Here is a 21,305-nt window from a genome sequence, read left to right as displayed (position 1 = left end):
GCCATATACCCTAAGGCGCCTAACGGAAAGCGTGAAGATCACCGTCCCGCGACACGACATAGAGTGTCCGGCCTGCAACGACCGGGTTGGTCGCCGCACCACCGGGCAAGGTCACGGTCGAGGTCAGCAGCCCGGTTTCCGGCGAGAACGCGCGCAGAACACCGTCGCCCGACGCGACCCAAAGCTGTCCGCCGGCCAGAACCGGGCCATAGTTGCCCACCACCGCCTTGCGTTTCTTTGCCGACGGCTTGACGAAGAACGGCAACGGCGTGCCCCAGATGCGTTCGCCGGTTTCCGCGTCAAGGCGGATCAGCTCGCCGATGTCGGACACCGCAAAGACCGACCCGCCGGCGACCACCACCGGGCTCATCGCGCCTTCGGGCGCCGACCAGACCTGTGCGCCGCCCGACAGCTCGAACGCGGCGATGCGCCCGGACGAGCTGCCGACATAGACGCGCGATCCGACGATGACCGGATCGCCGCTGATGTCGCGGATCCGGGCATAGACGCGGCCCTTGCGGGTGCCCGCCACGGTGCCGCCCCAGATCTTCGCGCCGCCCTGACGCAACACGCCCGCAACTTCGCCCGTGGCGAAGGGAAAGATCGCCAGCCGGTCGTTCACGGCCGGTGCGGCGCCGCCGACGACACCCAGATCGCTGGGCAGTCCCGACATGGTCCAGCGCACGCGCCCGTTCGACGTGTCGATGGCCCAGCCGACGCTGTCGCGGGTGGCGACATAGACGAAATCGCCGACCACTGTGGGGGCACCGGCAGGCGCGGCGCCCAGTTCCTGGGTCCAGCGTTCACGCCCGGTCGCGACGTCCAGCGCGACCAGATCGCCAAAGTTGGTGGTGACGAACAACGTATCGCCCGCCACGGCCAGGCCCGCGCCCGAGGCATCGCCCGGATTGTCGCCCGGCGGGGTCAGGTCGACCGACCACGCCAACGCGCCGTTCAAGCCGTGGGCGGTGACCCGGGCCATGCTGTCGACCGTGAAGATCCGCCCGCCCGCGACGACGGGATCGGCGCTGATCCGGTGGCGGCGTCCGTCGCCTTCGCCAATCTTCGCGGTCCAGATCCGGCCAACGCTCGGCGCCAGCGCGGGATGGGCGATGGAATGGGTCGCGCTGCCGGCTTTCTGGGTCCAGCTGTCGTTCACCTGTGGTGCGGGCAGCGCGATCGCGCGCGACACATCGGGCGCCGCTTCGGCGGCATCGCCGCTCAGATCCGCGCGCAGGTCCAGGCGTTCGCCGGTCAGGATGACTTCGGGTTCGGCACAGGCGCCGAGCAGCGCGAGTACGCTCAGCGCGGCAAGAACCGGTTTCACTTGCATCATCACTCCGCTCTCCCGCCCTTGATCACCGCGCCACTCTCAGGTGGCGTCCAGCGTTCCGCCCAGCGCCACAATCAACTGTGACGCCCTGCGACGCAAGCCTTCGCTGACGCGGTCCGCGGCCAGGATGCCTTTCAGCCGCTCGATGGCCTGGTCGGTCTGGCCCTGCGCCACCTCGGCGATGGCCGTCTGTTCCAGCGCCAGCAAACGGTAAGGCGCGCCCGGTGTCGTCAACGCCGCCAGCCGTTCGACCCGCGCAGCGGGATCCAACGCGTCACCCTCGGCGATCACCGCCTTGAGGGCGGCCAGATCGCGATACACCGCATCCAGATCGGCCCGTGCCGCCACGGCGTTCAGTGTCTCGGCGTCGGCGGTGGTCGCGTCCGCACCCGCGTCGGCGGCATACATCGCGATGATGGCAGCCTGGGACGGGTTCGCCGGGGCGATTCCGGCCAGCGCGGTCTTGCGCGCCTCGGGGTCTTCGTTTTCCAGCGCCGCCAACAGCAAATCGCCGAACGCGCGCGCGGCTTCGGTCTGCTGCGCCTTGCGCCATTCGGAAAACGCTGCGGCGCCGACCAGCAGCAGCACAAGCGCCACGGCGATCCAGCCATAGCGACGCATCATCGCGAACAGGCGGTCGCGGCGGACCTCCTCGTTGACCTCTTCGATGAAACTGTCGTTGTTGCTCACCGGCGCTCTCCCTGATTTCGCGCCTCTCTTACCCCCAAGGACGCCCGAGGGACAAGGGCGGCGCCATGCATGGTTGCCAAGCATCGCTTGCGGCCACAACAGAAAAAGTCTAATCTGAACCCCCCGGTTCAGCGTATCCCTATGACGAACGCGCGGGGTGCTGGGCAACAACCCGGACCATCGACCACATCACGCGCGGTGACCGTTGCCGATCCGCCCAATGGGAATACCATGCGCCTGTTTTCCGTCCTGACTGCCGTAGTGGTTGCCGTTACGCTTTACCTGCTGGTGTTCGAACGGGATGCCGTCCTGTCGTTCGCGGGCAACGACACATTGGCGGGCGCGGCGGCAGAGGACGCGCCGGACACCGACAACGCCGTGTCGGTGGTGGCGCTTCGCACGCAGGCACGCGACATCGACAGCGCGGTCCTGCTGCGCGGGCGCACCGAAGCGGCGCGCCAGGTCACGGTGTCGGCGGAAACCAGCGGGCGCATCATCTCGCCGCCCCTGCGCAAGGGGGCCTTTGTCGAAACCGGACAGCTTTTGTGCGAACTGGACCCCGGCGTGCGCAAGGCGCAACTGGCTGAGGCCGAAGCCCGGCTGGTCGAGGCCCGCGCCCGCGGCCCCGAGGCGACCGCCCGCATCGCCGAGGCCCAAGCCCGGCTGAGCGAGGCGGAAATCAACGACAACGCCGCATCCCGCCTGTCCGAAGGCGGCTTCGCCAGCCAGACCCGGGTGGCACAGACGGCGGCAGCGGTCGAATCGGCCCGCGCCGCCATCGAATCCGCGAAATCCGGTCTTAACGCTGTCGAATCGGGAATCCAGGCCGCCGAGGCTGCCGTGGCCGCCGCATCGCGCGAAATCGAAAAGCTGCGGATCCTCGCGCCGTTTTCCGGCCTGCTGGAAACCGATACGGCCGAGCTGGGCACGCTGATGCAGCCCGGCGCGCTGTGTGCCACCATCATCCAGCTGGATCCGATCAAGCTGATCGGGTTCGTCCCCGAAATGCAGGTTGATCGGGTCGAGGTGGGCGCACCCGCCGCGGCGCGCCTGGCCACCGGGCGCGCGATACAGGGGCGCGTCAGCTTCCTGTCGCGGGTGTCGGACGATGCGACCCGCACGTTCCGCGCCGAAATCGACGTGCCCAACCCCGACCTGACCCTGCGGGACGGGCAAACCGTCGAGATCATGATTTCCGCCGAAGGGACCAGCGCGCATCTTTTGCCGCAATCGGCGATGACGCTGAACGATGACGGCGATCTGGGGGTTCGGGTGGTGGACGGCGGCAACACCGCCCGGTTCCTGCCGATCACCATCGTTCGCGACACGCCCGAAGGGATCTGGATCACCGGCCTGCCCGACACCGCCGATGTGATCGTCGTCGGCCAGGAATACGTCATCGACGGCGTTGCGGTGAAACCGACCTATCGCAGCGGAGCCGGCGAATGACCGGCATCGTCGACTGGGCGGCATCGCGCGCACGCATGGTCATCGCCTTCATCGCGCTGTCGATCCTGGCCGGCGTCTTCGCCTATGTCTCGCTTCCCAAAGAGGGCGAGCCGGATATCGAGATCCCCGCCCTGTTCGTTTCGGTTCCCTTTCCCGGCATCAGCGCCGAGGACAGCGAGAAGCTGTTGGTCAAGCCGATGGAGACCGAGCTTTCCGATCTGGACGGGTTGAAGAAGATTACCGGCACCGCATCGGAAAACTATGCCGGTGTCGCACTGGAGTTCGAATTCGGCTGGGACAAGAGCAAGATCCTGGCCGACGTGCGCACCCGCATGAACACGGTCGAGGCAAAATTCCCGACGGGGGCCGAGAAATACTCGATCAACGAGATCAACTTTTCCGAATTTCCGATCATCATCGTCAACCTGACGGGGGATCTGCCCGAACGCACCCTGCTGCGCGTTGCCAAGGATCTTCAGGACCGGCTGGAATCGCTTGATCCCGTTCTGGAAGCGGCGTTGGCGGGCGAGCGCGACGAGATGCTGGAAGTGCTGATCGATCCGCTGCGTCTGGAAGCCTACAACGTTACGGCGAACGAGTTGATCGGCGTGGTGCAGAACAACAACCTGCTGATCGCTGCCGACAAGGTCGAAACCGAAACCGGCGCCTTCGCGGTGAAGATCCCGTCGTCCTTCGACGACCAGCGCGACATCTACAGCCTGCCGATCAAGGCCGACGGTGACCGCGTCGTCACCCTGGGCGAGTTGGCGGACATCCGGCTGACCTTCGAGGACCGCACCGGCACCGCCCGGTTCAACGGCGAAACCACGGTTGCGTTGCAGGTGGTCAAGCGCAAGGGGTTCAACCTGATCGACACCGCGGCGCTGGTGCGCGCCGAAGTCGAAAAGGCCCGCGCCGCCTGGCCCGCCGACCTGCGTCAGGCGATCAACGTCGGCACCTCGAACGACCAGTCGCGGCAGGTCAATTCCATGGTGCAACAGCTGGAAGGGTCGGTCCTGACCGCCATCGCGCTGGTGATGATCGTGGTGCTGGCGGCGCTGGGGCTGCGTTCGGCCCTGCTGGTCGGGTTCGCGATCCCCACGTCCTTCCTGCTGTGTTTCGTCCTGCTGGGCCTGATGGGCATCACCATTTCGAACATCGTGATGTTCGGGCTGATCCTGGCGGTGGGCATGCTGGTGGACGGCGCCATCGTGGTGGTCGAATACGCCGATCGACGCATCGACGAGGGCACCGGTCCCATGACCGCCTTCACCGAGGCGGCGAAGCGCATGTTCTGGCCCATCGTGTCGTCCACCGCCACGACGCTCTGCGCATTCCTGCCGATGCTGTTCTGGCCCGGCGTGCCGGGTGAGTTCATGGGCATGCTGCCGGTCACCCTGATTTTCGTTCTGTCCGCCTCGCTGGTTGTGGCGCTGGTGTACCTGCCGGTCATGGGCGGTGTCGCGGGCCGTATGTCGCGGATGTTCGGCGGCGCGTCCGATTTCCTGCGCGCGTCGTTGCCGTGGTGGCTGCGCGCGGCTCTGGTCCTGCCGGCGGCGGCGTTGCTGTTCGTAGCGGCAATGCAACTTCTGAACCCCGCCTACCTGTTTCCGGGCGGCAATCCCCTGCCCCCGGTGGCGCAGATCCTGCCAGGAGCGGCGCTGTTCCTGCTGGGCTGGGTGCTGATCACCATCACCATGGGCGCCGCCGCCATCCGCCGGGCGCCGAAACGTGTGACCGCGGGCCGTCGCCGCACCCTGTTTGGCCATTTCACGCAACTGATCGCGGGCAATCCGATCATGCCCGTCGTCGCCATCGGCGCCGTGATCTTCTTCGTGATCTCGGTGTTCGGCTATTTCGGTGCCAACAACAACGGGGTCGAGTTCTTCGTGGAAAGCGAACCGGAACAAGCGATCGTCTATGTCCAGGCGCGCGGCAACCTGTCACTGCCCGAAAAGGATGCCCTGCTGCGCGAGGTCGAGGATATCGTGCTGACCACCAAGGGCATCCAGAGCGCCTTTGCTTTTGCGGGCGAAGGCGGGCTGAATGCCAACACCGGCGGCGCCACCGGACCGCTGGACGCCATCGGCCAGGTCCAGATCGAACTGATCCCGTGGGAAGACCGACCCGCCTTTGCGCGCGCGCATCCCGACGATGTGGCGCTGGACGATCTGGACGGCAACACCGTGATCGCCAACCTTCAGGATCAGCTGGCGACCATTCCGGGCATCCGCACCGAGGTGATGAACCTGGCCATGGGACCGGCCTCGGCCAAACCGGTGCACCTGCGCCTGAAGGGCGACGATTTCGCGGCCCTGCGCGAGGCCGCGGCCATCGTTCGCGCCCGGTTCGAGGCCACCGAGGGGCTGATCGGCATCGAAGACACCCGCCCCCTGCCCGGCATCGACTGGCAGATCGACGTCGATGTGGAAAAGGCCGGGCGTTACGGCGCCGATGTGATGACCGTGGGCGGCATGGTGCAACTGGTGACGCGGGGCCTGCTGCTGGACACCATGCGCGTGCCATCGTCCGACGAAGAGATCGAGATCCGCGTGCGCCTGCCCGAACGCGACCGCGTGCTGTCGACGCTGGACAATCTCAAGGTGCGCACGTCGCTGGGGCTGGTGCCGCTGTCCAACTTCATCACCCGCGAACCGGTGCCGAAGCTGGGCCAGATCGACCGCATCGATCAGCAGCGTTTCTTCGACGTCAAGGCCGGCGTGACGGTGGGCCTGACCAAACCGGGCCCCGACGGCAAGGCCGTGCCGGTCAACCCGAACGAGCGTATCGAGACGCTGACCGAATGGCTGGAAGGCGAAACGCCCCTGCCCGATGGCGTGACTTGGGAATGGACCGGCGATCAGGAGGATCAGGCCGAATCCGGCGCCTTTCTGATGAAGGCCTTCGCCGGGGCGCTGGGCCTGATGTTCATCATCCTGCTGGCCCAATTCAACAGCTTCTACAACGCGGTCCTGGTGCTGCTGGCGGTGGTTCTGTCGACCGCCGGCTGCCTGATCGGGATGCTGGTGATGAACCAGCCGTTCTCGATCATCATGACCGGCACCGGGATCGTCGCGCTGGCCGGGATCGTGGTGAACAACAACATCGTGCTGATCGACACCTATCAGGATTACGCACGCTACATGCCCCGTACCGAAGCCGTGGTGCGCACCGCCGAAGACCGGATCCGCCCGGTCCTGCTGACCACCATTACCACCATGGCGGGCCTCGCGCCGATGATGTTCGGCCTGTCGCTGGATTTCATCGGCGGCGGCTATACCATCGACAGCCCCACGGCCCTGTGGTGGAAGCAACTGGCGACGGCGGTTGTTTTCGGCCTTGGCATCGCCACGGTCCTGACGCTGATCTTTACGCCGGCGATGTTGGCGGCGCGGATCTGGGCCGAACGGGGCGCCTATCGGTCGGTGCGGGCGCTGAAATCCCTGGGCAACCGCAGCGCCCGGCGCGATCTTGCGAACCTGCGTGCCGCGCGCAAGATCCAATCGCCGGAAATCCTTTGGGATGTCGAAACCCCGACGCCGGCCGCCGTGACCCTGCGCGCGGCCGAGTGAAGCCGGCACACCGCTGACTTGAACCGGGGGCGGCTGCGCCCCCCTGCCCGTCAATCCCCCGAAACCACGCCATTTTTCGCGCACCTTCTGTCCCATGCCGCGCAGTTTTTACCGCACGTCAACATTTCCGCTCTGACTTTTGCGAAAGTTTACCATACGGTCGCGCCAAACCGCATCCAAGCAAGCGAAGTGACCGATGACGAAGCCACAAATTCACACGATGGAAGAATTGTCCGCGGCCATAGGCGTGTCGCGCCCAACCCTGTCGCGCTATTTTCAGGACCCCGCCAAGGTCAGCCGGTCGTCGGTCGAGCGGATCAGGCGCGGGCTGGAAAAGGTCGATTACACGCCGAACTTTTTCGCGACCCGCATGAACCGGAAGACGACCGGCATGATCGGCGTGATCATCCCCTACCTCAACGACCTGTTCTTCACCCGGCTTCTGGAATCGATCGAGCGGGCGGCGATGAGCGCCGGTTACACCGTCATCACCCAATGCTCGCATTCCGACCCCAAGATCGAGATGCGCGCCGCCGAGACATTTCTGTCGATGAGCGTCGATGGCGCGATCGTCGCGCCGTTGGGCAACCACAGCGATCTGGGAGTCTATGAACGACTGAACGCGCGGCTGCCGTTCGTGCTGATGGATTCACGCCCCAAGTCATTGACAGACGTAGACTTTATCGGAACGGACCACGTTCAGAGCACGGGCATGATCACCGAATACCTGTGCCGTGTCGGCGGCCCGCCCGTGTTTCTTGCCATGCCGCGCGTCAACTTTAACGCGCGGGAACGCGAGAATGCCTATATCGCCAAGATGCAGGAACTGGGCTTTGAGCCGGTGGTGATCGGAACCGAAGAAATCCGGCCCGACTGGCATTTCGAGGCGCATGGCCGGGCCGTTCTGGATCAGCACTTCTCGAAGGGGCAGTTGATCGAGTCGTCGATCCTGTGCGCCAACGACCGTGTCGCCATCGGCGCCCTGCGGGCCGCCGCACAGCACGGGCTGGAACCCGGCGCCCGGCGCCGGGGCGGATTGCGAATCGCAGGCCACGACGATTATCCCCTGTGCCCCTTCACAACCCCCGCCTTGACGACCATCGCCCAGGACGTGACCGAGATCGGCCAGGCAGCCGTGGACCGGCTGCTGGAAAAGTTGCGCGCGGAAAACACGACCGAGAATCAGGTCATTATGCTGATCGATGGCACACTTAAAATACGAGAATCGGCCTGAGGCGCATCGCTTACTGCGCCACAACATCAGTTTTTGAAATTAAAAGTTGACGCAAGGCAATCTCCTCCTCTAAGTTTAACGCATGTAAAAATACTTTAGGGAGGTCTAGGATGAACACGAAGCGGATATTGCGCGGCACCACCGTCGGACTGGGACTGATTGCCGGTCTCGCCTCGGTTGCGGTTGCGGAAGAAATCACCATCGCAACGGTGAACAACGGCGACATGGTGCGCATGCAGGCCCTGTCGTCGAACTGGGAAGAAGCCACCGGCAACACGATCAACTGGGTCGTGCTGGAAGAAAACGTGCTGCGCCAGAACGTGACCACCGACATTTCCACCGGCGGCGGTCAATACGACGTCATGACGATCGGCACCTACGAGGCGCCGATCTGGGGTCGCAACGATTGGCTGGTTTCGCTGAACGAGGGCATGGCCGACGACTGGAATGCCGATGATCTGCTGCCCGCGATCCGGGGCGGCCTGACCGTGGACGGCACCCTGTATGCCGCGCCGTTCTATGGCGAAAGCTCGATGGTGATGTATCGCACCGACCTGATGGAAAAGGCCGGCATGGAAATGCCCGATGCGCCGACCTGGGACTTCATCCGTGAAGCCGCCGCCGCGATGACCGACCGCGACAACGAAATCAACGGTATCTGTGCCCGCGGCAAGGCCGGCTGGGGCGAGAACATGGCGTTCCTGACCGCCATGTCCAATTCGTTCGGCGCGCGCTGGTTCGACATGGACTGGAAACCCCAGTTCGACAGCCAGGAATGGGCCGATACGATCGACTTCTACCTGGGCATGATGAAGGAATCCGGCCCCGCCGGTGCCGCCAACAACGGCTTCAACGAAAACCTGACGCTGTTCCAGCAGGGCAAGTGCGGCATGTGGATCGACGCCACCGTGGCCGCATCCTTCGTGACCAACCCCGAGGATTCCACCGTCGCCGACAAGGTCGGCTTTGCCCTGGCCCCCGACAACGGGCTTGGCAAGCGTGGCAACTGGCTGTGGGCGTGGTCGCTGGCGATCCCCGCCTCGTCACAGAAGGTCGACGTGGCCAAGGATTTCGTCAGCTGGGCAACCAGCCAAGGCTATACCGAACTGGTGGCCGAGAACGAAGGCTGGGCGAACGTGCCCCCGGGCACCCGCACGTCGCTGTATGAGAACCAGGCGTATCTGGATGCGGCGCCGTTCGCCGAGATGACCCTGCAGTCGATCAATTCCGCCGACCCGCAGAACCCCACCGTTCAGGACGTGCCCTATACCGGCATCCAGTTCGTCGCGATCCCGGAATTCGCAGGGATTGCAAACCAGGTCGGCCAGCAACTCTCGAACGCCCTCGCCGGCAACCAGACCGGCGAAGAAGCGCTGAAAAATGCCCAGGCGCTGACGGTCGAGGAAATGGAAGCCGCCGGCTACTGAGCCGTCGAACATCGTCCGGGGGCGGCTTCGCCCGCCCCCGGAACGCCCGTTCGGGGCTTTTCGCGGCGCGCTTTCGCGATCTCCGAAAGATCCCGGTCATTCTGTGGGGAGGAGCCAGACATGGCGACAGAACATTCCAGGTCATCCGCACGCATCATGATTGCCCCAGCAGTCTTCGTGCTACTGGTGTGGATGCTGGTGCCGCTGTGCATGACGCTTTACTTTTCATTCGCCGACTACCGCCCGATGCGCGCGACGTTCGATGCCTGGATCGGGTTCGACAACTATGTGTCGTTCCTGACGTCGTCATCGTTCCTGTCCTCGCTGGGCACGACCCTGTTGATGGTCGGCGGCATCCTGATCATCACGATCACCGGCGGCATCGGTCTGGCCCTGCTGCTGGATCAGCCGATGTTCGGCCAGGGGATCGTGCGGATCCTTGTAATCGCGCCGTTCTTCGTCATGCCGACGGTGTCGGCGCTGGTCTGGAAGAACATGTTCTTCAACGTCGACAACGGGCTGTTTTCCTATCTGTTCAAGTTCTTCGGCGCACAGCCCTATGATTTCCTGTCGCAATCGCCACTGTTGTCGATTGTCGTCATCGTGGCGTGGCAGTGGTTGCCCTTCGCGACGCTGATCCTGCTGACGGCGGTGCAATCGCTGTCCAGCGAACAGCTGGAAGCGGCGGAAATGGACGGCGCGCCACCGATCGCACGCTTCTGGTACATGATCCTGCCGCACCTCAGCCGCGCCATCACCGTCGTGATCCTGATCCAGACGATCTTCCTGCTGTCGATCTTCGCGGAAATCTTCGTCACCACCAACGGCGCCTTCGGCACCCGCACGCTGACCTACCTGGTCTATCAGCGCGTACTGGAAAGCCAGAACATCGGTCTCGGCTCTGCCGGGGGGATCGTCGCCGTCATCCTTGCCAATATCGTTGCCATCTTCCTGATGCGCATCGTCGGCAAGAACCTCGACAATTGAAGGGGCCCGGAAATGGCACGCGCAATCACACCCCGCAAGAAGATCATGTGGACGGCCCTGTCCTGGGGCATCGGGCTTCTGATCTTCTTTCCCATCCTCTGGACCTTCCTGACCAGCTTCAAATCCGAAGCGACAGCGATCTCGGATCCGCCGGTCTGGTTCTTGTTCGACTGGACGACCGAAAACTATACCACGGTTCTGGAACGCTCGAACTATCCGCTGGCGCTGATGAACTCGATCGTCATCGCCGTGGGGTCCACCATCCTGGGCATCATCATCGCGGTGCCCGCCGCCTGGGCCATGGCCTTTGTTCCCGGCAAGCGCACCAAGGACGTGTTGCTGTGGATGCTGTCGACCAAGATGCTGCCTGCGGTCGGCGTTCTGTATCCGCTGGTCCTGATCGCCAAGTATTTCGGCATCATGGACAGCCGGATCCTGCTGGTGATGATCCTGATGCTGATCAACCTGCCGATCATCGTCTGGATGCTCTACACCTACTTCCGCGAGATTCCGGGCGAGATCCTTGAAGCGGCGCGGATGGACGGTGCCAGCCTGAAGAACGAGATCATCTATGTGCTGACGCCCATGGCGGTTCCGGGCATCGCCTCGACCATCCTTCTGAACATCATCCTGGCCTGGAACGAGGCGTTCTGGACCATCATCCTGACCACCGTGAACGCGGCACCGCTGACCAAGTTCATCGCCAGTTTCTCGGCCCCCGAGGGATTGTTCTACGCCAAGCTTTCCGCCGCCTCGATCATGGCCATCGCGCCGATCCTCATCATGGGCTGGTTCAGCCAGAAACAACTCGTCCGGGGCCTGACCTTCGGCGCGGTCAAATAGGGAGACCACCATGGGACGCATTACACTCGACAAGGTGCAAAAGAAATTCCGCGACGTCGAAGTCATTCCGCCACTGGACCTGACCGTGGAAGACGGGGAGTTCGTGGTCTTCGTCGGCCCCTCGGGGTGCGGCAAGTCCACCCTGCTGCGCCTGATCGCCGGGCTTGAGGATGTGTCGGGCGGCGAAATCCGCATCGACGGCAAGCCCGCCACCGACCTGCCCCCCGCCAAGCGGGGCCTCGCGATGGTGTTCCAATCCTATGCGCTCTATCCGCATATGTCGGTGCGCAAGAACATCGCCTTCCCGATGAAGATGGCGGGCATGGATCAGGCCGAACAGGACCGCCGCATCGCCAAGGCGGCCGAGGCGCTGAACCTGACCGATTACCTCGACCGCCGCCCCGGCCAGCTTTCGGGCGGCCAGCGTCAGCGCGTCGCCATCGGCCGCGCCATCGTGCGTGAACCCGCGGCCTTCCTGTTCGACGAACCGCTGTCGAACCTCGATGCCGCCCTGCGCGTCGGCATGCGCATGGAAATCAGCGAACTGCACAGCACGCTGAAGACCACGATGATCTATGTCACCCATGACCAGGTCGAAGCGATGACCATGGCCGACAAGATCGTCGTCCTGCGTGCGGGCAACATCGAACAGGTCGGCTCGCCGCTGGAACTGTATCGCGCGCCGCGCAATACCTTCGTGGCCGGCTTCATCGGCAGCCCCAAGATGAACCTGATGCACGGCGCCGCGGCGGCGCGGCATGATGCCACCACCATCGGCATCCGCCCCGAGCATCTGGATGTCGTCGAAACCGGCGGCACCTTCACGTGCAAGGTCGGCGTTTCCGAACATCTGGGGTCCGACACGTTCTTCCACGTCCATATCCCCGAAATGGACGAACCGATGACCGTGCGCGCGGGGGGCGAGGTCGGCCTGCGCCATGGCGACACGATCCACCTTGAACCGCAAGCCGACAAGATTCACCGTTTTGACGCAAGAGGACTGAGAATCGCATGACCCGCCTGACCAACAAATCGGCCCTGATCACCGGCTCTGCCCGCGGCATCGGTCGCGGCTTTGCCGAACGTTTCGTCGCCGAAGGCGCGCAGGTGGCCATCGGCGACATCAACCTCGAGGCAGCCAAGGCCACCGCCGCCGAACTGGGCGAAGGCGCCTATGCGGTGCAGTTGGACGTCACCGATCAGGCCAGCATCGACGCGGCCATCGCCAGAGTCGTCGCCCAGACCGGCAAGCTGGACATCCTGATCAACAATGCGGCCCTGTTCGACGCCGCCGAAACCGTCGACATCACGCGCGACTCGTTCGACCGTCTCTATGCCGTCAACGTCGCGGGCACCCTGTTCACCATGCAGGCCGCCGCGAGGCAGATGATTGCCCAGGGCCACGGTGGCAAGATCATCAACATGGCGTCGCAGGCGGGACGGCGCGGCGAACCCCTGGTCCTGGTCTATTGCTCGACCAAGGCCGCCGTGATCTCGATGACGCAATCGGCCGGGCTGAACCTGATAAAACACGGCATCAACGTGAACGCCATCGCGCCCGGCGTGGTGGACGGCGAACACTGGGAACACGTCGATGCGACCTTCGCGCGGCTGGAAGGCAAGAAGCCCGGCCAGAAAAAGGCCGAAGTCGCCGCCGGCGTGCCCGCCGGACGGTTCGCGGTGCCCGCCGATCTGACCGGCATGGCGGTGTTCCTGGCTTCGTCCGAGGCCGATTACATCGTCTCGCAAACCTACAACGTCGATGGCGGCCAGTGGATGAGCTGAGCCTTCGCCCGCCGCACCGTCCCGTCACCCAACCCTGAAGGAAGCCCCGGCCATGGCCACGCCCCTGTCCCTTGCCACCCTGCCCGACCTGCCCGACAGCGTGCGCGTGCCATCCTATGCGCGCGACGACCTGACGGCGGGTATCGTCCATATCGGCCTTGGCAACTTTCACCGCGCCCACCAGGCGTGGTATCTGCACCGGCTGATGGACGCGGGTCTGGCCCACGACTGGGCAATCCTGGGGGCCGGGGTGCGCCCCGCGGATGCGGCCCAGCGCCAGCGGATGCTGGCTCAGGATTGCCTGACGACGCTGATCGAACTCGATCCCTCGGGCAAATCGGCCGAGGTGACGGGATCGATGATCGGCTTTGTCCCGGTCGAAGACGGCAACGCGCCCCTGATCGCGCACATGGCACAGCCCTCGATCCGCATCGTTTCGCTGACAGTGACCGAAGGCGGCTATTACCAGACCGGCGCGGGCGGCTTTGACGCCGGCCATGCCGACATGGTGCATGATGCGGCCAACCCCGACACCCCGCGCAGCGCCTTCGGCGCGATGGTCGCGGCACTGCGCCTGCGCCGCGATACGGACGCCGGGCCGTTCACCTGCCAAAGCTGCGACAACCTGCAAGGCAACGGCGACATCCTGCGCCAGACCGTGGTCGGCCTTGCCCGCCTGTCCGATGCCACGCTGGCCGACTGGATCGACGCGCATTGCACATTCCCGAACGCGATGGTCGATTGCATCGTCCCCGCCACCGGCCCGTCCGAACTGGAACTGGCGCGCGCTTTCGGCGTCGCCGACACCGTGCCCGTCACCCACGAGAACTTCCGCCAATGGGTGATCGAAGACCGCTTCTGCGCCGGGCGGCCGGATTGGGACAAGGTCGGCGCGACCTTCACCGATGACGTCCACAGTTTCGAGACGATGAAGATCCGGCTGCTGAACGGCGGCCACCAGGTGATCGCCAACGCCGGCGAGATCCTGTCGGTGGAAACGATTGCCGATTGCATGGCGCATCCCCTGATCCACGGCCTGCTGCGTCGCGTCGAACAGGACGAGATCGTGCCCCACGTCGCCGCCGTTCCGGGCATGACCCCGCTGGCGTATGTCGACCTGATCGACCGCCGCTTTGCCAACCCGCAGATCCGCGACACCACCCGCCGGGTGGCCTTTGACGGATCGTCGCGCCACACCGGCTTCATCGTGCCGACGATCCGCGACGGTTTGAAATCGGGCACGCCGGTCACCGGCCTCGCCCTGGTCGAGGCACTGTGGGCCCGCATGTGCGAAGGCACCCGCGAAGACGGAAGCACGATTGCGCCGAACGATCCGATCTGGGACGATCTGCAACAGGCCGCGCGGGCGGCGCGGGAACGTCCCATGGCATGGCTTGAGCAAGACCGCCTTTACGGCGACCTGGCGCAGGCGAAACCGTTTGCCGAGGCTTTCGACCGCTGGCTGACCATGATCTGGCGCGACGGAACGGAAGCCACCCTGCGGACCTACCTGGCCTGACGCTCCGCGGCGCCACCAAGCCACAGGCTGGCGCGTCCGGCGACGGACGGGCGTGGCGACGGCGTCACCCCTCGCGCGGACGCGGCCGGGTCGGGATCTCTTTCAGCAAGCCACCGACCCCCATGGCGGCGATATCGGCGTCGGTGATGGCGATGCCACAGACGACCCGCTGCAAGACCCAGTCGGCCCCGTTCAGCGCCGGCGAGCGGGCACAGCCGGGCAACCCGATCACCGGCCGCCCGCCAAGATCGCCGATGAACAGCAGGTTGCCGGGATCCACGGGCATCCCATAGCGATGCACATGCCCCCCCGCGCGCACCACCGCCATCGGTCCGACATCGCGAATGTCCGACGTGGCCGAGGCGGTCAGGATCAGCAGCAGATCGCCGCCGGCCCCCTTCAGCGCCGCGGCCAGGGGGGCTTCGTCGTGGGCCACCAGAACCTTGTCGCCCATCGTCAATCCGAGCGTCGCCATGCGCCCGGCCACGGCCCGGTCGCCCTTTGCCCCGTCATCGCCCGACGTCGTGGTCTGGATCAACGTGACGGTGGACAGGGCTGTCGGCGCCATGGCGATGGCCCCCTGCGCGACCGTCTCGGCCTGCGCCAGGGCCGCGCCCGGCGTGGCATAGGGGATGATCTTGATCGTCGCGACCATCCCGCCCTCGGCCGTGTGGTGCCATTCGGGAACCGTGGCCACGGTGATCGACGGGTCCATGCCGTTGATCGCGTTCACCGCCGCGCGGTCGATCCGCACGACGCCGCGCACGGTGGAATAGAGGTTCACCCGCCCCGTCGCCGCCTTCGACGCACGCAGGCCCGAGGCCGCCGGATCGTCCCCGATCAGCGCATCGGCCAGACGCGTTGCGGCCGCATCCTCGTGCACGTCGCCGGGGCCGGGTCGGGCCACGACGACCGATGCCACACCCGCCACCGTCAACTGTGCGATATGGTCCTCGCCCAGCGTCAGCCCCTTGCGCAGCCGCACCTCGGGCGTGCGCACGGAATGGGCCAGGATCGCACCAATGGCGCGCGCAACGGGGATCTCGCCGAAGTCCATCAGTTCTGCCGCAAACGTTGGGTGATCTCGGCCATCACCGCCACGGCGATTTCCGCCGGCGACCGCGCGCCGATGTTCAGGCCGACCGGCGCGTGGATCCGCCCGATGTCGTCGGCGCCGAACCCCTGCTCCTCCAGCCGAGCCACGCGTTTGGCATGGGTGCGGGTCGAGCCGAGGCAGCCCAGATAGAACACCGGCGCCCGCAGCGCCGTCACGATCGCCGGATCGTCCAGCTTGGGATCGTGGGTCAGGGTGACGACCGCCGTGCGCGCGTCGAGGCCGTATTCGGTCAGCGCCGCGTCCGGCCACTCGTGAATCAGCGTCTCGCCGGGGAAGCGCGCGGCCGACGCGAACGCCTCGCGCGGGTCCACCAGAACGGCATCGTATCCGGTCAGCCGCGCCAGTTGCATCAAGGGCTGGGCGATATGCACGCCACCGACGACGACCATGCGCAGCGGTGGATTGTGGATCGACACATAGGTCTCGCCGTCGTCCTCGAAGCCGGACCGATCCTGGCGGAAGCGGTCGGCGAACGCCGCGGCATCGGTCAGCTTTCGCGTCCAGCCTGTCGTGTTCACGACATAGGCCACCTGTTCGCGCACCGCCCGCCGCGCCACCAGATCGGCCAGCAGATCCTCGGGGATGTCGGTTCCGACGGGTTCCACCAGCACCCGGATGCGGCCGCCACAGGCCAGGCCGACCGCGAATGCCTCGTCATCGCTGACACCGAATTCCAGGATGCGCGCGCCGCCCTTTTCAACGGCGTCCAATGCCTCGGCCACGACCGCGCCTTCGACACAGCCCCCCGAGACCGAGCCGGCAATCTCGCCCGCGCCCGAAATGGCCAACTGGCTGCCCACCGGGCGTGGCGCCGATCCCCAGGTTTCGATCACGGTGGCCAGCACGGCGCCCTTGCCCGCGCGATGCCATGCCAAGGCGGTTTCGGGAATGTCGTCGAATCCGGGGGTCATGGGATGCTCCTTTGGGGCATCCTTTCCCACCACGGCGCCCCTGTCCAGAGCAGCGCCGCCGCGCCAGCATTCGGTGCGGCATGAAAAAGGGCCGCCCCGTTTCCGGAGCGGCCCACGATCATCTCACCAGCCAGCGTTACCTCGACGCGACCTGCAACAACGGCGTGATGCGGCGGAGTTCGGCGCGGCGGTTGGCGGCCTCGGCCGTGTCGGTCTCGACCTTCAGATCGCTTTCACCATAACCCTGCACCACCAGGTTTTCCGGCGGAACGTCGAAATATTCGGTCAGCGCCAAGGCCAGGCTCTCGGCGCGGCGGTCCGACAGGATCAGGTTGGTGGCGGCGGAACCGACGGCATCGGTGTGGCCTTCGACAAGGAAGATCTCGTTCGGGTTACGCTCGATCGCCTCGCGGATTTGAAGACCCAGATCGGCCAGCTTTTCCGCCTCTTCCGGGCGGATCGCTGCGGATCCGGTTTCAAACCTGATGCTTTCGACGGCAATCGAGGGGGCCAGATCGCGTACCTGCTTGATCTGGCGCACCTGCGCCAGCGTGAAGCGGCGATCGAATACGCCTTCACGCTCCAGCGCCGCACGCAATGCATCGTCGTTTCCGGCGCTCACCGTCTTGGCGGGTTCGGGAAGTTTCGAGACGTCGACCGGTTCGGCCGCCTGCGTGTCGTCGATCAGCATGACTTCTGTGCCATCCGTCCGCACCAAGGCACGGCGCACCACGCGCAGTTCGGGGTCACGCACGGTGATCACCTGGCTGCCGTCTTCGCGTGTCACGACCGAACGGGTCGAACCGTCGTCGAACGTGCGGGTCTGCACCTGATTGCCGGGCTGGCGCAAAAGGGCGTCATCGTCCTTGATCACCTGGTATTGTCCGTCCGAGGACGAGACAACCACACGGTCGGGCGATGTCGAGATGACTTCGCGGTTGCCGCGGATGATCGCGCCGACGCCCAGCGCGCCGACACCGACGGCAAGCGCCTTTTCGAACTTGGAAAGTCCGGCGAAACCGTCCTTGTCCTTTTTCGGGGCGGTGGCTTCGGCGTTGATCTGGCCTTCGAAGTCCTCGTCCGACGAGCGGGCGGTTTCCTCGGTCACCGTCTCTTCTTCGACTTCGCCCTCATTGGTGTCCATGGTGGCACCCAAGGCCGCTGCTGCGGTCGCCGCAAGGTCGGCAAGCGGATCGTTCTTTTCGCCAGACCCGTCCGCCGCCTGCTCGGCCGCGGAATCGGCTTCCTTCTTGGCGTTTGCCGCCTTCCGGGCCTCGCGCTCGGCCTTTTTCTGGGCCTTCATGGTCTTGGCGTTATCATCGCCGGCAGGATCGGTTGCGGCATCTGCCGCTGTGCCGGCATTCTCGGTTGCCTCCTTGGCGCCTTCCGTTGCCTTGCGGGCCGCCTCCATCGCGTCGGATTTGGCATCTTCGGCAGCTTTGCGAGCTTCGGCTTCGGCATTTTGCGCCTTGTCGGCGGCGTCGGCCTTGTTGGCCTTCATCTCGCCCTTGGCGTCCTGTTTCTTGTCAGCCTGCTTCTCGCCCTTGGCGTTCTGCTTCTTGTCAGCCTTCTGTTCGGCAGATTCGGCCTGCTTGGGCTTCTTGCGCGGCTTCTGTTCCACCTCGGCCGGCGCCAAATCCGATTCTGCTGCTGCAGACGCCTCCGGCGCTTCCTCGGCCTCGACTTTTGTTTCCGCCGCAGCCTCAGCCTCAGCCGGCTGCTGTTCCGCATCCGCTTCTGCCGATTGCTGCTCCGCCTCGGCCGGCTCCTGTTCCGCCTCCATTTCGGCCGGCTCGGCCTTGCTGTCTTCAGCCGCCTCGGCCTGGGCGTCTTGACCTGCAAGACCGTCCATCAAACCTTCGGCAAGGGCCTTGGGGTCGCAATTCTGGGGGTCGGCGGCACAGGCCTCGATCGCTTCCTTGTTCGCCGCGTTTTGTGCGGGAAGGATCGTGGGGGTTACCAGGGACAGGCCCGCCAAAAGGGCCGTCGTGGTTCTGAGCGAGGTTCGCATGGCAAAAGTCCTTCGGTCATTCGGATGAGATGCACATCTCTTGACCCCATCAACGCCATGACGCGGTGCCAGTTCCGTGCCCGCGGTCCATTGCCTGCACGGCGCGCATCATTCCGCCCAACCTGTTTGCGTCCGCCGCACCGGCCGGGCCGGCCAGGGCGCGCGCCAATGCCGCGATCGAATCGATGTTGTGCCCGGCCCGCAATGAATCGACATGGGGCAACATCGCCCGGATTCCGCCGGCACGGGGCGCAAACCCGTCGAAACGGAGCAGCGGGTTGACCCAGATCACCTGGCGCGCCGACAGATGCAGGCGTTCGCATTCGCGCGCCAGCATGGCCGGGTCGTCACGTTCAAGCCCGTCGGTGATCAGCACGACCACCGCGCCCTGCCCCAGCACCCGACGCGACCAGTCGCGGTTGAACGCGTGCAGGCAATCGCCGATCCGCGTGCCGCCCTCCCAATCCTGCGCCTCGGCCCCGGCCGCTGCCAGCGCGGCATCGACATCGCGACGCGCCAGGTGGCGGGTGATGTTGGTCAGGCGCGTGCCGAAGGTGAACGCATGGACCCGCGCCCAGCCCGCGCCCTTGTGGTTCGACACGGCGTGCAGGAAATGCAGCACGGCGCGCGAATAACTGCTCATCGAGCCGGAAATGTCGCAGAGCGCCACGAGGTTGGGCCAGCGTTCCCGCCGCGATTTGGTCGCGAACCCCTGCATCTCGCCACCCCGACGCATGGAGGCGCGCAGGGTGGCGCGCCAGTCCGCCATCGCGCCGTGCCGGTCGGCCATGGTGCGGCGCGACGGCAGCGGGCGCACCGGCAGCGACATCTGTGCGAGGATGCGCTTGGCCTCGGCCATCTCGGCGTTGCTCATCTGTTCGAAGTCAAGCGAGCGCAGGCGTTCTTCGGAGGACATGGTGCGAGAGGCGTCGATCTCGATCTCTTCGCCCTCGGGTTCGGGCAGGTGCGGCGCGTCCCGCGCGACCCCCTCAAGAAGCGCCTCGGCCGCGCGTTTTTCGCCCGGTTTGGCGCGCCGTTCCTCGTGGGTGCCGCGCACCGCCGGGGTCAGCAGCGACATCATGTGTTCCAGATAGCGCGGATCGCGCCAGTAGAGGCGGAAGATCTGGTCGAACACCGCCCGCTGTTCGGGGCGCGAGACGAAACACCCCGACAGCGTCCAGTAGAAATCGCGTCGGTCAGTGAACCCCGCCGCCGCGACGGCGCGGATCGCGTCCATCACGCGCCCCGGGCCGATGGGCAGACCGGCGTTGCGCAGCGCCCGCGCGAACCAGGTGATGTTGTGCGTCAGCCTGGGGTTTTCGGGCAGGTCGAGATCGGGAAGTTTCACCATCGCCGGTTTCGCCTTTGGCGGGCCGCCGGGGGCTGTCTGCCCCCGGACCCCCGAGAGTGTATCGGGCAAGACAAAGCCGGACGCGTCATGCCGGGAAAAGCTGGCTGCGGACCTCGTCCAGCAGGCGCGTGGCCTCGGCGCCCTGGATGCGCTGGATGTCGTCCTGATATTTCAGGATCGCACCCAGGGTGTCGGCGATGACCTCGGGAGAGAGTTCGATCATGTCGAGCGCCAGCAGGCATTTCGCCCAGTCGACGGTTTCGGCCACGCCCGGCTTCTTGAACAGGTCTTCGGTGCGCAGGGCCTGGATGAAGGCCACGACCTCGCGGCTGAGCGTTTCGGCGGCTTCCGGTGCGCGGGCCTGGAGGATCTCGATCTCGCGGGCGAAGTCGGGGTAGTCGACCCAGTGATACAGGCATCGGCGTTTCAGCGCATCGTGCACCTCGCGGGTGCGGTTGCTGGTCAGGATCACGATCGGGGGTTCGGGCGCCGTGATGGTGCCGAGTTCGGGGATTGTGACCGCGAAATCCGACAGCGCCTCGAGCAGGAACGCCTCGAACGGCTCGTCGGTGCGGTCCAGCTCGTCGATCAGCAAAACCGGCGCGCCGTTCGCATGGGGCCGCATGGCGCGCAGCAGCGGACGTTCGATCAGATAGTCTTCCGAGAACAGCTCGGCCTTCAGCGCCCCGCGATCGGCGGACCCGGCGGCTTCGGCGGTGCGGATCGCGATCATCTGTTCGGCGAAGTTCCATTCATAGACCGCCGAGGCCGCATCAAGACCCTCATAGCATTGCAGCCGGATCAGGTCGCGCCCGAGACCGGCCGCGATGGCCTTGGCGATCTCGGTCTTGCCGACGCCGGCCTCGCCTTCCAGGAACAGCGGCCGGCCCAGTTTCAGCGCGAGGAACGTGATCACTGCAAGCGGCCGGTCGCAGACGTAATCCTGCGCGCCCAGCATCTGTTGCACCGCGTCGATCGATCCAGGTATTTCGGTCATGCAGCCCCCTTCTTGTTGGGATCATAGCTGCATCTGGCCGCGGCGGCGTCAAGCCGCACCGCCCGCATTGCGCCGGTTT

16 protein-coding genes are annotated in these 21,305 nt (G+C 65.5%); 9 read left to right on the top strand and 7 right to left on the bottom strand.

All coding sequences use genetic code 11. The annotated features are described in order from the left end of the window. Positions 1–19: 19 nt before the first annotated feature. Positions 20–1,336 (bottom strand): outer membrane protein assembly factor BamB family protein, encoded by a 1,317-nt coding sequence (locus tag CFP68_RS08000; RefSeq protein ID WP_338152803.1) that lies wholly within the window; start codon positions 1,334–1,336, stop codon positions 20–22. 36 nt (positions 1,337–1,372) lie between these two features. Then, positions 1,373–2,023, bottom strand: a complete 651-nt coding sequence (locus CFP68_RS07995; protein ID WP_099826391.1) for a hypothetical protein — start codon at positions 2,021–2,023, stop codon at positions 1,373–1,375. A 231-nt stretch (positions 2,024–2,254) separates the two neighbouring features. Here CFP68_RS07995 and CFP68_RS07990 point away from each other — a divergent pair, with 231 nt between their 5' ends. The 9 genes from CFP68_RS07990 to CFP68_RS07950 all read left to right on the top strand — a co-directional run bounded on the left by CFP68_RS07990 (position 2,255) and on the right by CFP68_RS07950 (position 14,839). Then, positions 2,255–3,472, top strand: a complete 1,218-nt coding sequence (locus tag CFP68_RS07990; RefSeq protein WP_099826390.1) for an efflux RND transporter periplasmic adaptor subunit — start codon at positions 2,255–2,257, stop codon at positions 3,470–3,472. Then, positions 3,469–7,044 (top strand): efflux RND transporter permease subunit, encoded by a 3,576-nt coding sequence (locus CFP68_RS07985; RefSeq protein WP_099826389.1) that lies wholly within the window; start codon positions 3,469–3,471, stop codon positions 7,042–7,044. The genes CFP68_RS07990 and CFP68_RS07985 overlap by 4 nt, the downstream gene beginning before the upstream one ends. A 196-nt stretch (positions 7,045–7,240) precedes the next feature. Beyond that, positions 7,241–8,278 carry a LacI family DNA-binding transcriptional regulator gene (locus tag CFP68_RS07980; RefSeq protein WP_241523999.1) on the top strand — a complete coding sequence of 346 codons (1,038 nt, stop codon included), beginning with the start codon at positions 7,241–7,243 and terminating at the stop codon, positions 8,276–8,278. A gap of 110 nt (positions 8,279–8,388) precedes the next feature. Beyond that, positions 8,389–9,705, top strand: coding sequence for an ABC transporter substrate-binding protein (locus CFP68_RS07975; RefSeq protein WP_099826387.1), 1,317 nt, complete (start codon positions 8,389–8,391; stop codon positions 9,703–9,705). A gap of 120 nt (positions 9,706–9,825) precedes the next feature. Further along, positions 9,826–10,692 carry a carbohydrate ABC transporter permease gene (locus tag CFP68_RS07970; RefSeq protein WP_099826386.1) on the top strand — a complete coding sequence of 289 codons (867 nt, stop codon included), beginning with the start codon at positions 9,826–9,828 and terminating at the stop codon, positions 10,690–10,692. A gap of 12 nt (positions 10,693–10,704) precedes the next feature. Then, positions 10,705–11,535 (top strand): carbohydrate ABC transporter permease, encoded by an 831-nt coding sequence (locus CFP68_RS07965; RefSeq protein ID WP_099826385.1) that lies wholly within the window; start codon positions 10,705–10,707, stop codon positions 11,533–11,535. Between the two features lie 10 nt (positions 11,536–11,545). Then, positions 11,546–12,550: an ABC transporter ATP-binding protein gene (locus tag CFP68_RS07960; protein WP_099826384.1), complete on the top strand. Its 1,005-nt coding sequence runs from the start codon at positions 11,546–11,548 to the stop codon at positions 12,548–12,550. Continuing rightward, complete coding sequence (locus CFP68_RS07955) at positions 12,547–13,320, top strand: L-iditol 2-dehydrogenase (RefSeq protein WP_099826383.1); 774 nt, start codon at positions 12,547–12,549, stop codon at positions 13,318–13,320. The genes CFP68_RS07960 and CFP68_RS07955 overlap by 4 nt, the downstream gene beginning before the upstream one ends. 52 nt (positions 13,321–13,372) lie before the next feature. Beyond that, a complete protein-coding gene (locus CFP68_RS07950) occupies positions 13,373–14,839 on the top strand; it encodes a mannitol dehydrogenase family protein (RefSeq protein WP_099826382.1) in 1,467 nt (488 codons plus the stop codon). Between the two features lie 64 nt (positions 14,840–14,903). Here the strand turns inward: CFP68_RS07950 and CFP68_RS07945 are convergent, their stop codons facing one another. The 5 genes from CFP68_RS07945 to CFP68_RS07925 all read right to left on the bottom strand — a co-directional run bounded on the left by CFP68_RS07945 (position 14,904) and on the right by CFP68_RS07925 (position 21,226). Next, positions 14,904–15,896, bottom strand: a complete 993-nt coding sequence (locus CFP68_RS07945) for a molybdopterin-binding protein (protein WP_099826381.1) — start codon at positions 15,894–15,896, stop codon at positions 14,904–14,906. Continuing rightward, positions 15,896–16,867 carry an XdhC family protein gene (locus CFP68_RS07940; protein WP_099826380.1) on the bottom strand — a complete coding sequence of 324 codons (972 nt, stop codon included), beginning with the start codon at positions 16,865–16,867 and terminating at the stop codon, positions 15,896–15,898. The genes CFP68_RS07945 and CFP68_RS07940 overlap by 1 nt, the downstream gene beginning before the upstream one ends. A 136-nt stretch (positions 16,868–17,003) precedes the next feature. Next, complete coding sequence (locus CFP68_RS07935) at positions 17,004–18,878, bottom strand: OmpA family protein (RefSeq protein ID WP_099826379.1); 1,875 nt, start codon at positions 18,876–18,878, stop codon at positions 17,004–17,006. Positions 18,879–18,927: 49 nt separating this feature from the next. Further along, the gene (locus CFP68_RS07930; RefSeq protein ID WP_099826378.1) at positions 18,928–20,229 is read right to left on the bottom strand and encodes a vWA domain-containing protein; all 1,302 of its coding nucleotides are present in this window, start codon (positions 20,227–20,229) and stop codon (positions 18,928–18,930) included. Between the two features lie 85 nt (positions 20,230–20,314). Continuing rightward, positions 20,315–21,226: an AAA family ATPase gene (locus CFP68_RS07925; protein ID WP_099826377.1), complete on the bottom strand. Its 912-nt coding sequence runs from the start codon at positions 21,224–21,226 to the stop codon at positions 20,315–20,317. Positions 21,227–21,305: the final 79 nt, after the last annotated feature.

Source organism: Oceaniglobus indicus (assembly GCF_002751875.1).
Classification (GTDB): Bacteria; Pseudomonadota; Alphaproteobacteria; order Rhodobacterales; family Rhodobacteraceae; genus Oceaniglobus; species Oceaniglobus indicus.
This window is presented reverse-complemented; position numbering and strand designations above follow the sequence as displayed.

Bases quoted from the DNA above. Each gene is read 5' to 3' on its own strand.
- CFP68_RS07975 (WP_099826387.1), top strand. From the start codon at position 8,389: ATGAACACGAAGCGGATATTGCGCGGCACCACCGTCGGACTGGGACTG.
- CFP68_RS07965 (WP_099826385.1), top strand. From the start codon at position 10,705: ATGGCACGCGCAATCACACCCCGCAAGAAGATCATGTGGACGGCCCTG.
- CFP68_RS07940 (WP_099826380.1), bottom strand. From the start codon at position 16,867: ATGACCCCCGGATTCGACGACATTCCCGAAACCGCCTTGGCATGGCAT.
- CFP68_RS07935 (WP_099826379.1), bottom strand. From the start codon at position 18,878: ATGCGAACCTCGCTCAGAACCACGACGGCCCTTTTGGCGGGCCTGTCC.
- CFP68_RS07930 (WP_099826378.1), bottom strand. From the start codon at position 20,229: ATGGTGAAACTTCCCGATCTCGACCTGCCCGAAAACCCCAGGCTGACG.
- CFP68_RS07980 (WP_241523999.1), top strand. From the start codon at position 7,241: ATGACGAAGCCACAAATTCACACGATGGAAGAATTGTCCGCGGCCATA.
- CFP68_RS07960 (WP_099826384.1), top strand. From the start codon at position 11,546: ATGGGACGCATTACACTCGACAAGGTGCAAAAGAAATTCCGCGACGTC.
- CFP68_RS07985 (WP_099826389.1), top strand. From the start codon at position 3,469: ATGACCGGCATCGTCGACTGGGCGGCATCGCGCGCACGCATGGTCATC.
- CFP68_RS07945 (WP_099826381.1), bottom strand. From the start codon at position 15,896: ATGGACTTCGGCGAGATCCCCGTTGCGCGCGCCATTGGTGCGATCCTG.
- CFP68_RS07990 (WP_099826390.1), top strand. From the start codon at position 2,255: ATGCGCCTGTTTTCCGTCCTGACTGCCGTAGTGGTTGCCGTTACGCTT.
- CFP68_RS07955 (WP_099826383.1), top strand. From the start codon at position 12,547: ATGACCCGCCTGACCAACAAATCGGCCCTGATCACCGGCTCTGCCCGC.
- CFP68_RS07925 (WP_099826377.1), bottom strand. From the start codon at position 21,226: ATGACCGAAATACCTGGATCGATCGACGCGGTGCAACAGATGCTGGGC.
- CFP68_RS07950 (WP_099826382.1), top strand. From the start codon at position 13,373: ATGGCCACGCCCCTGTCCCTTGCCACCCTGCCCGACCTGCCCGACAGC.
- CFP68_RS07970 (WP_099826386.1), top strand. From the start codon at position 9,826: ATGGCGACAGAACATTCCAGGTCATCCGCACGCATCATGATTGCCCCA.
- CFP68_RS08000 (WP_338152803.1), bottom strand. From the start codon at position 1,336: ATGATGCAAGTGAAACCGGTTCTTGCCGCGCTGAGCGTACTCGCGCTG.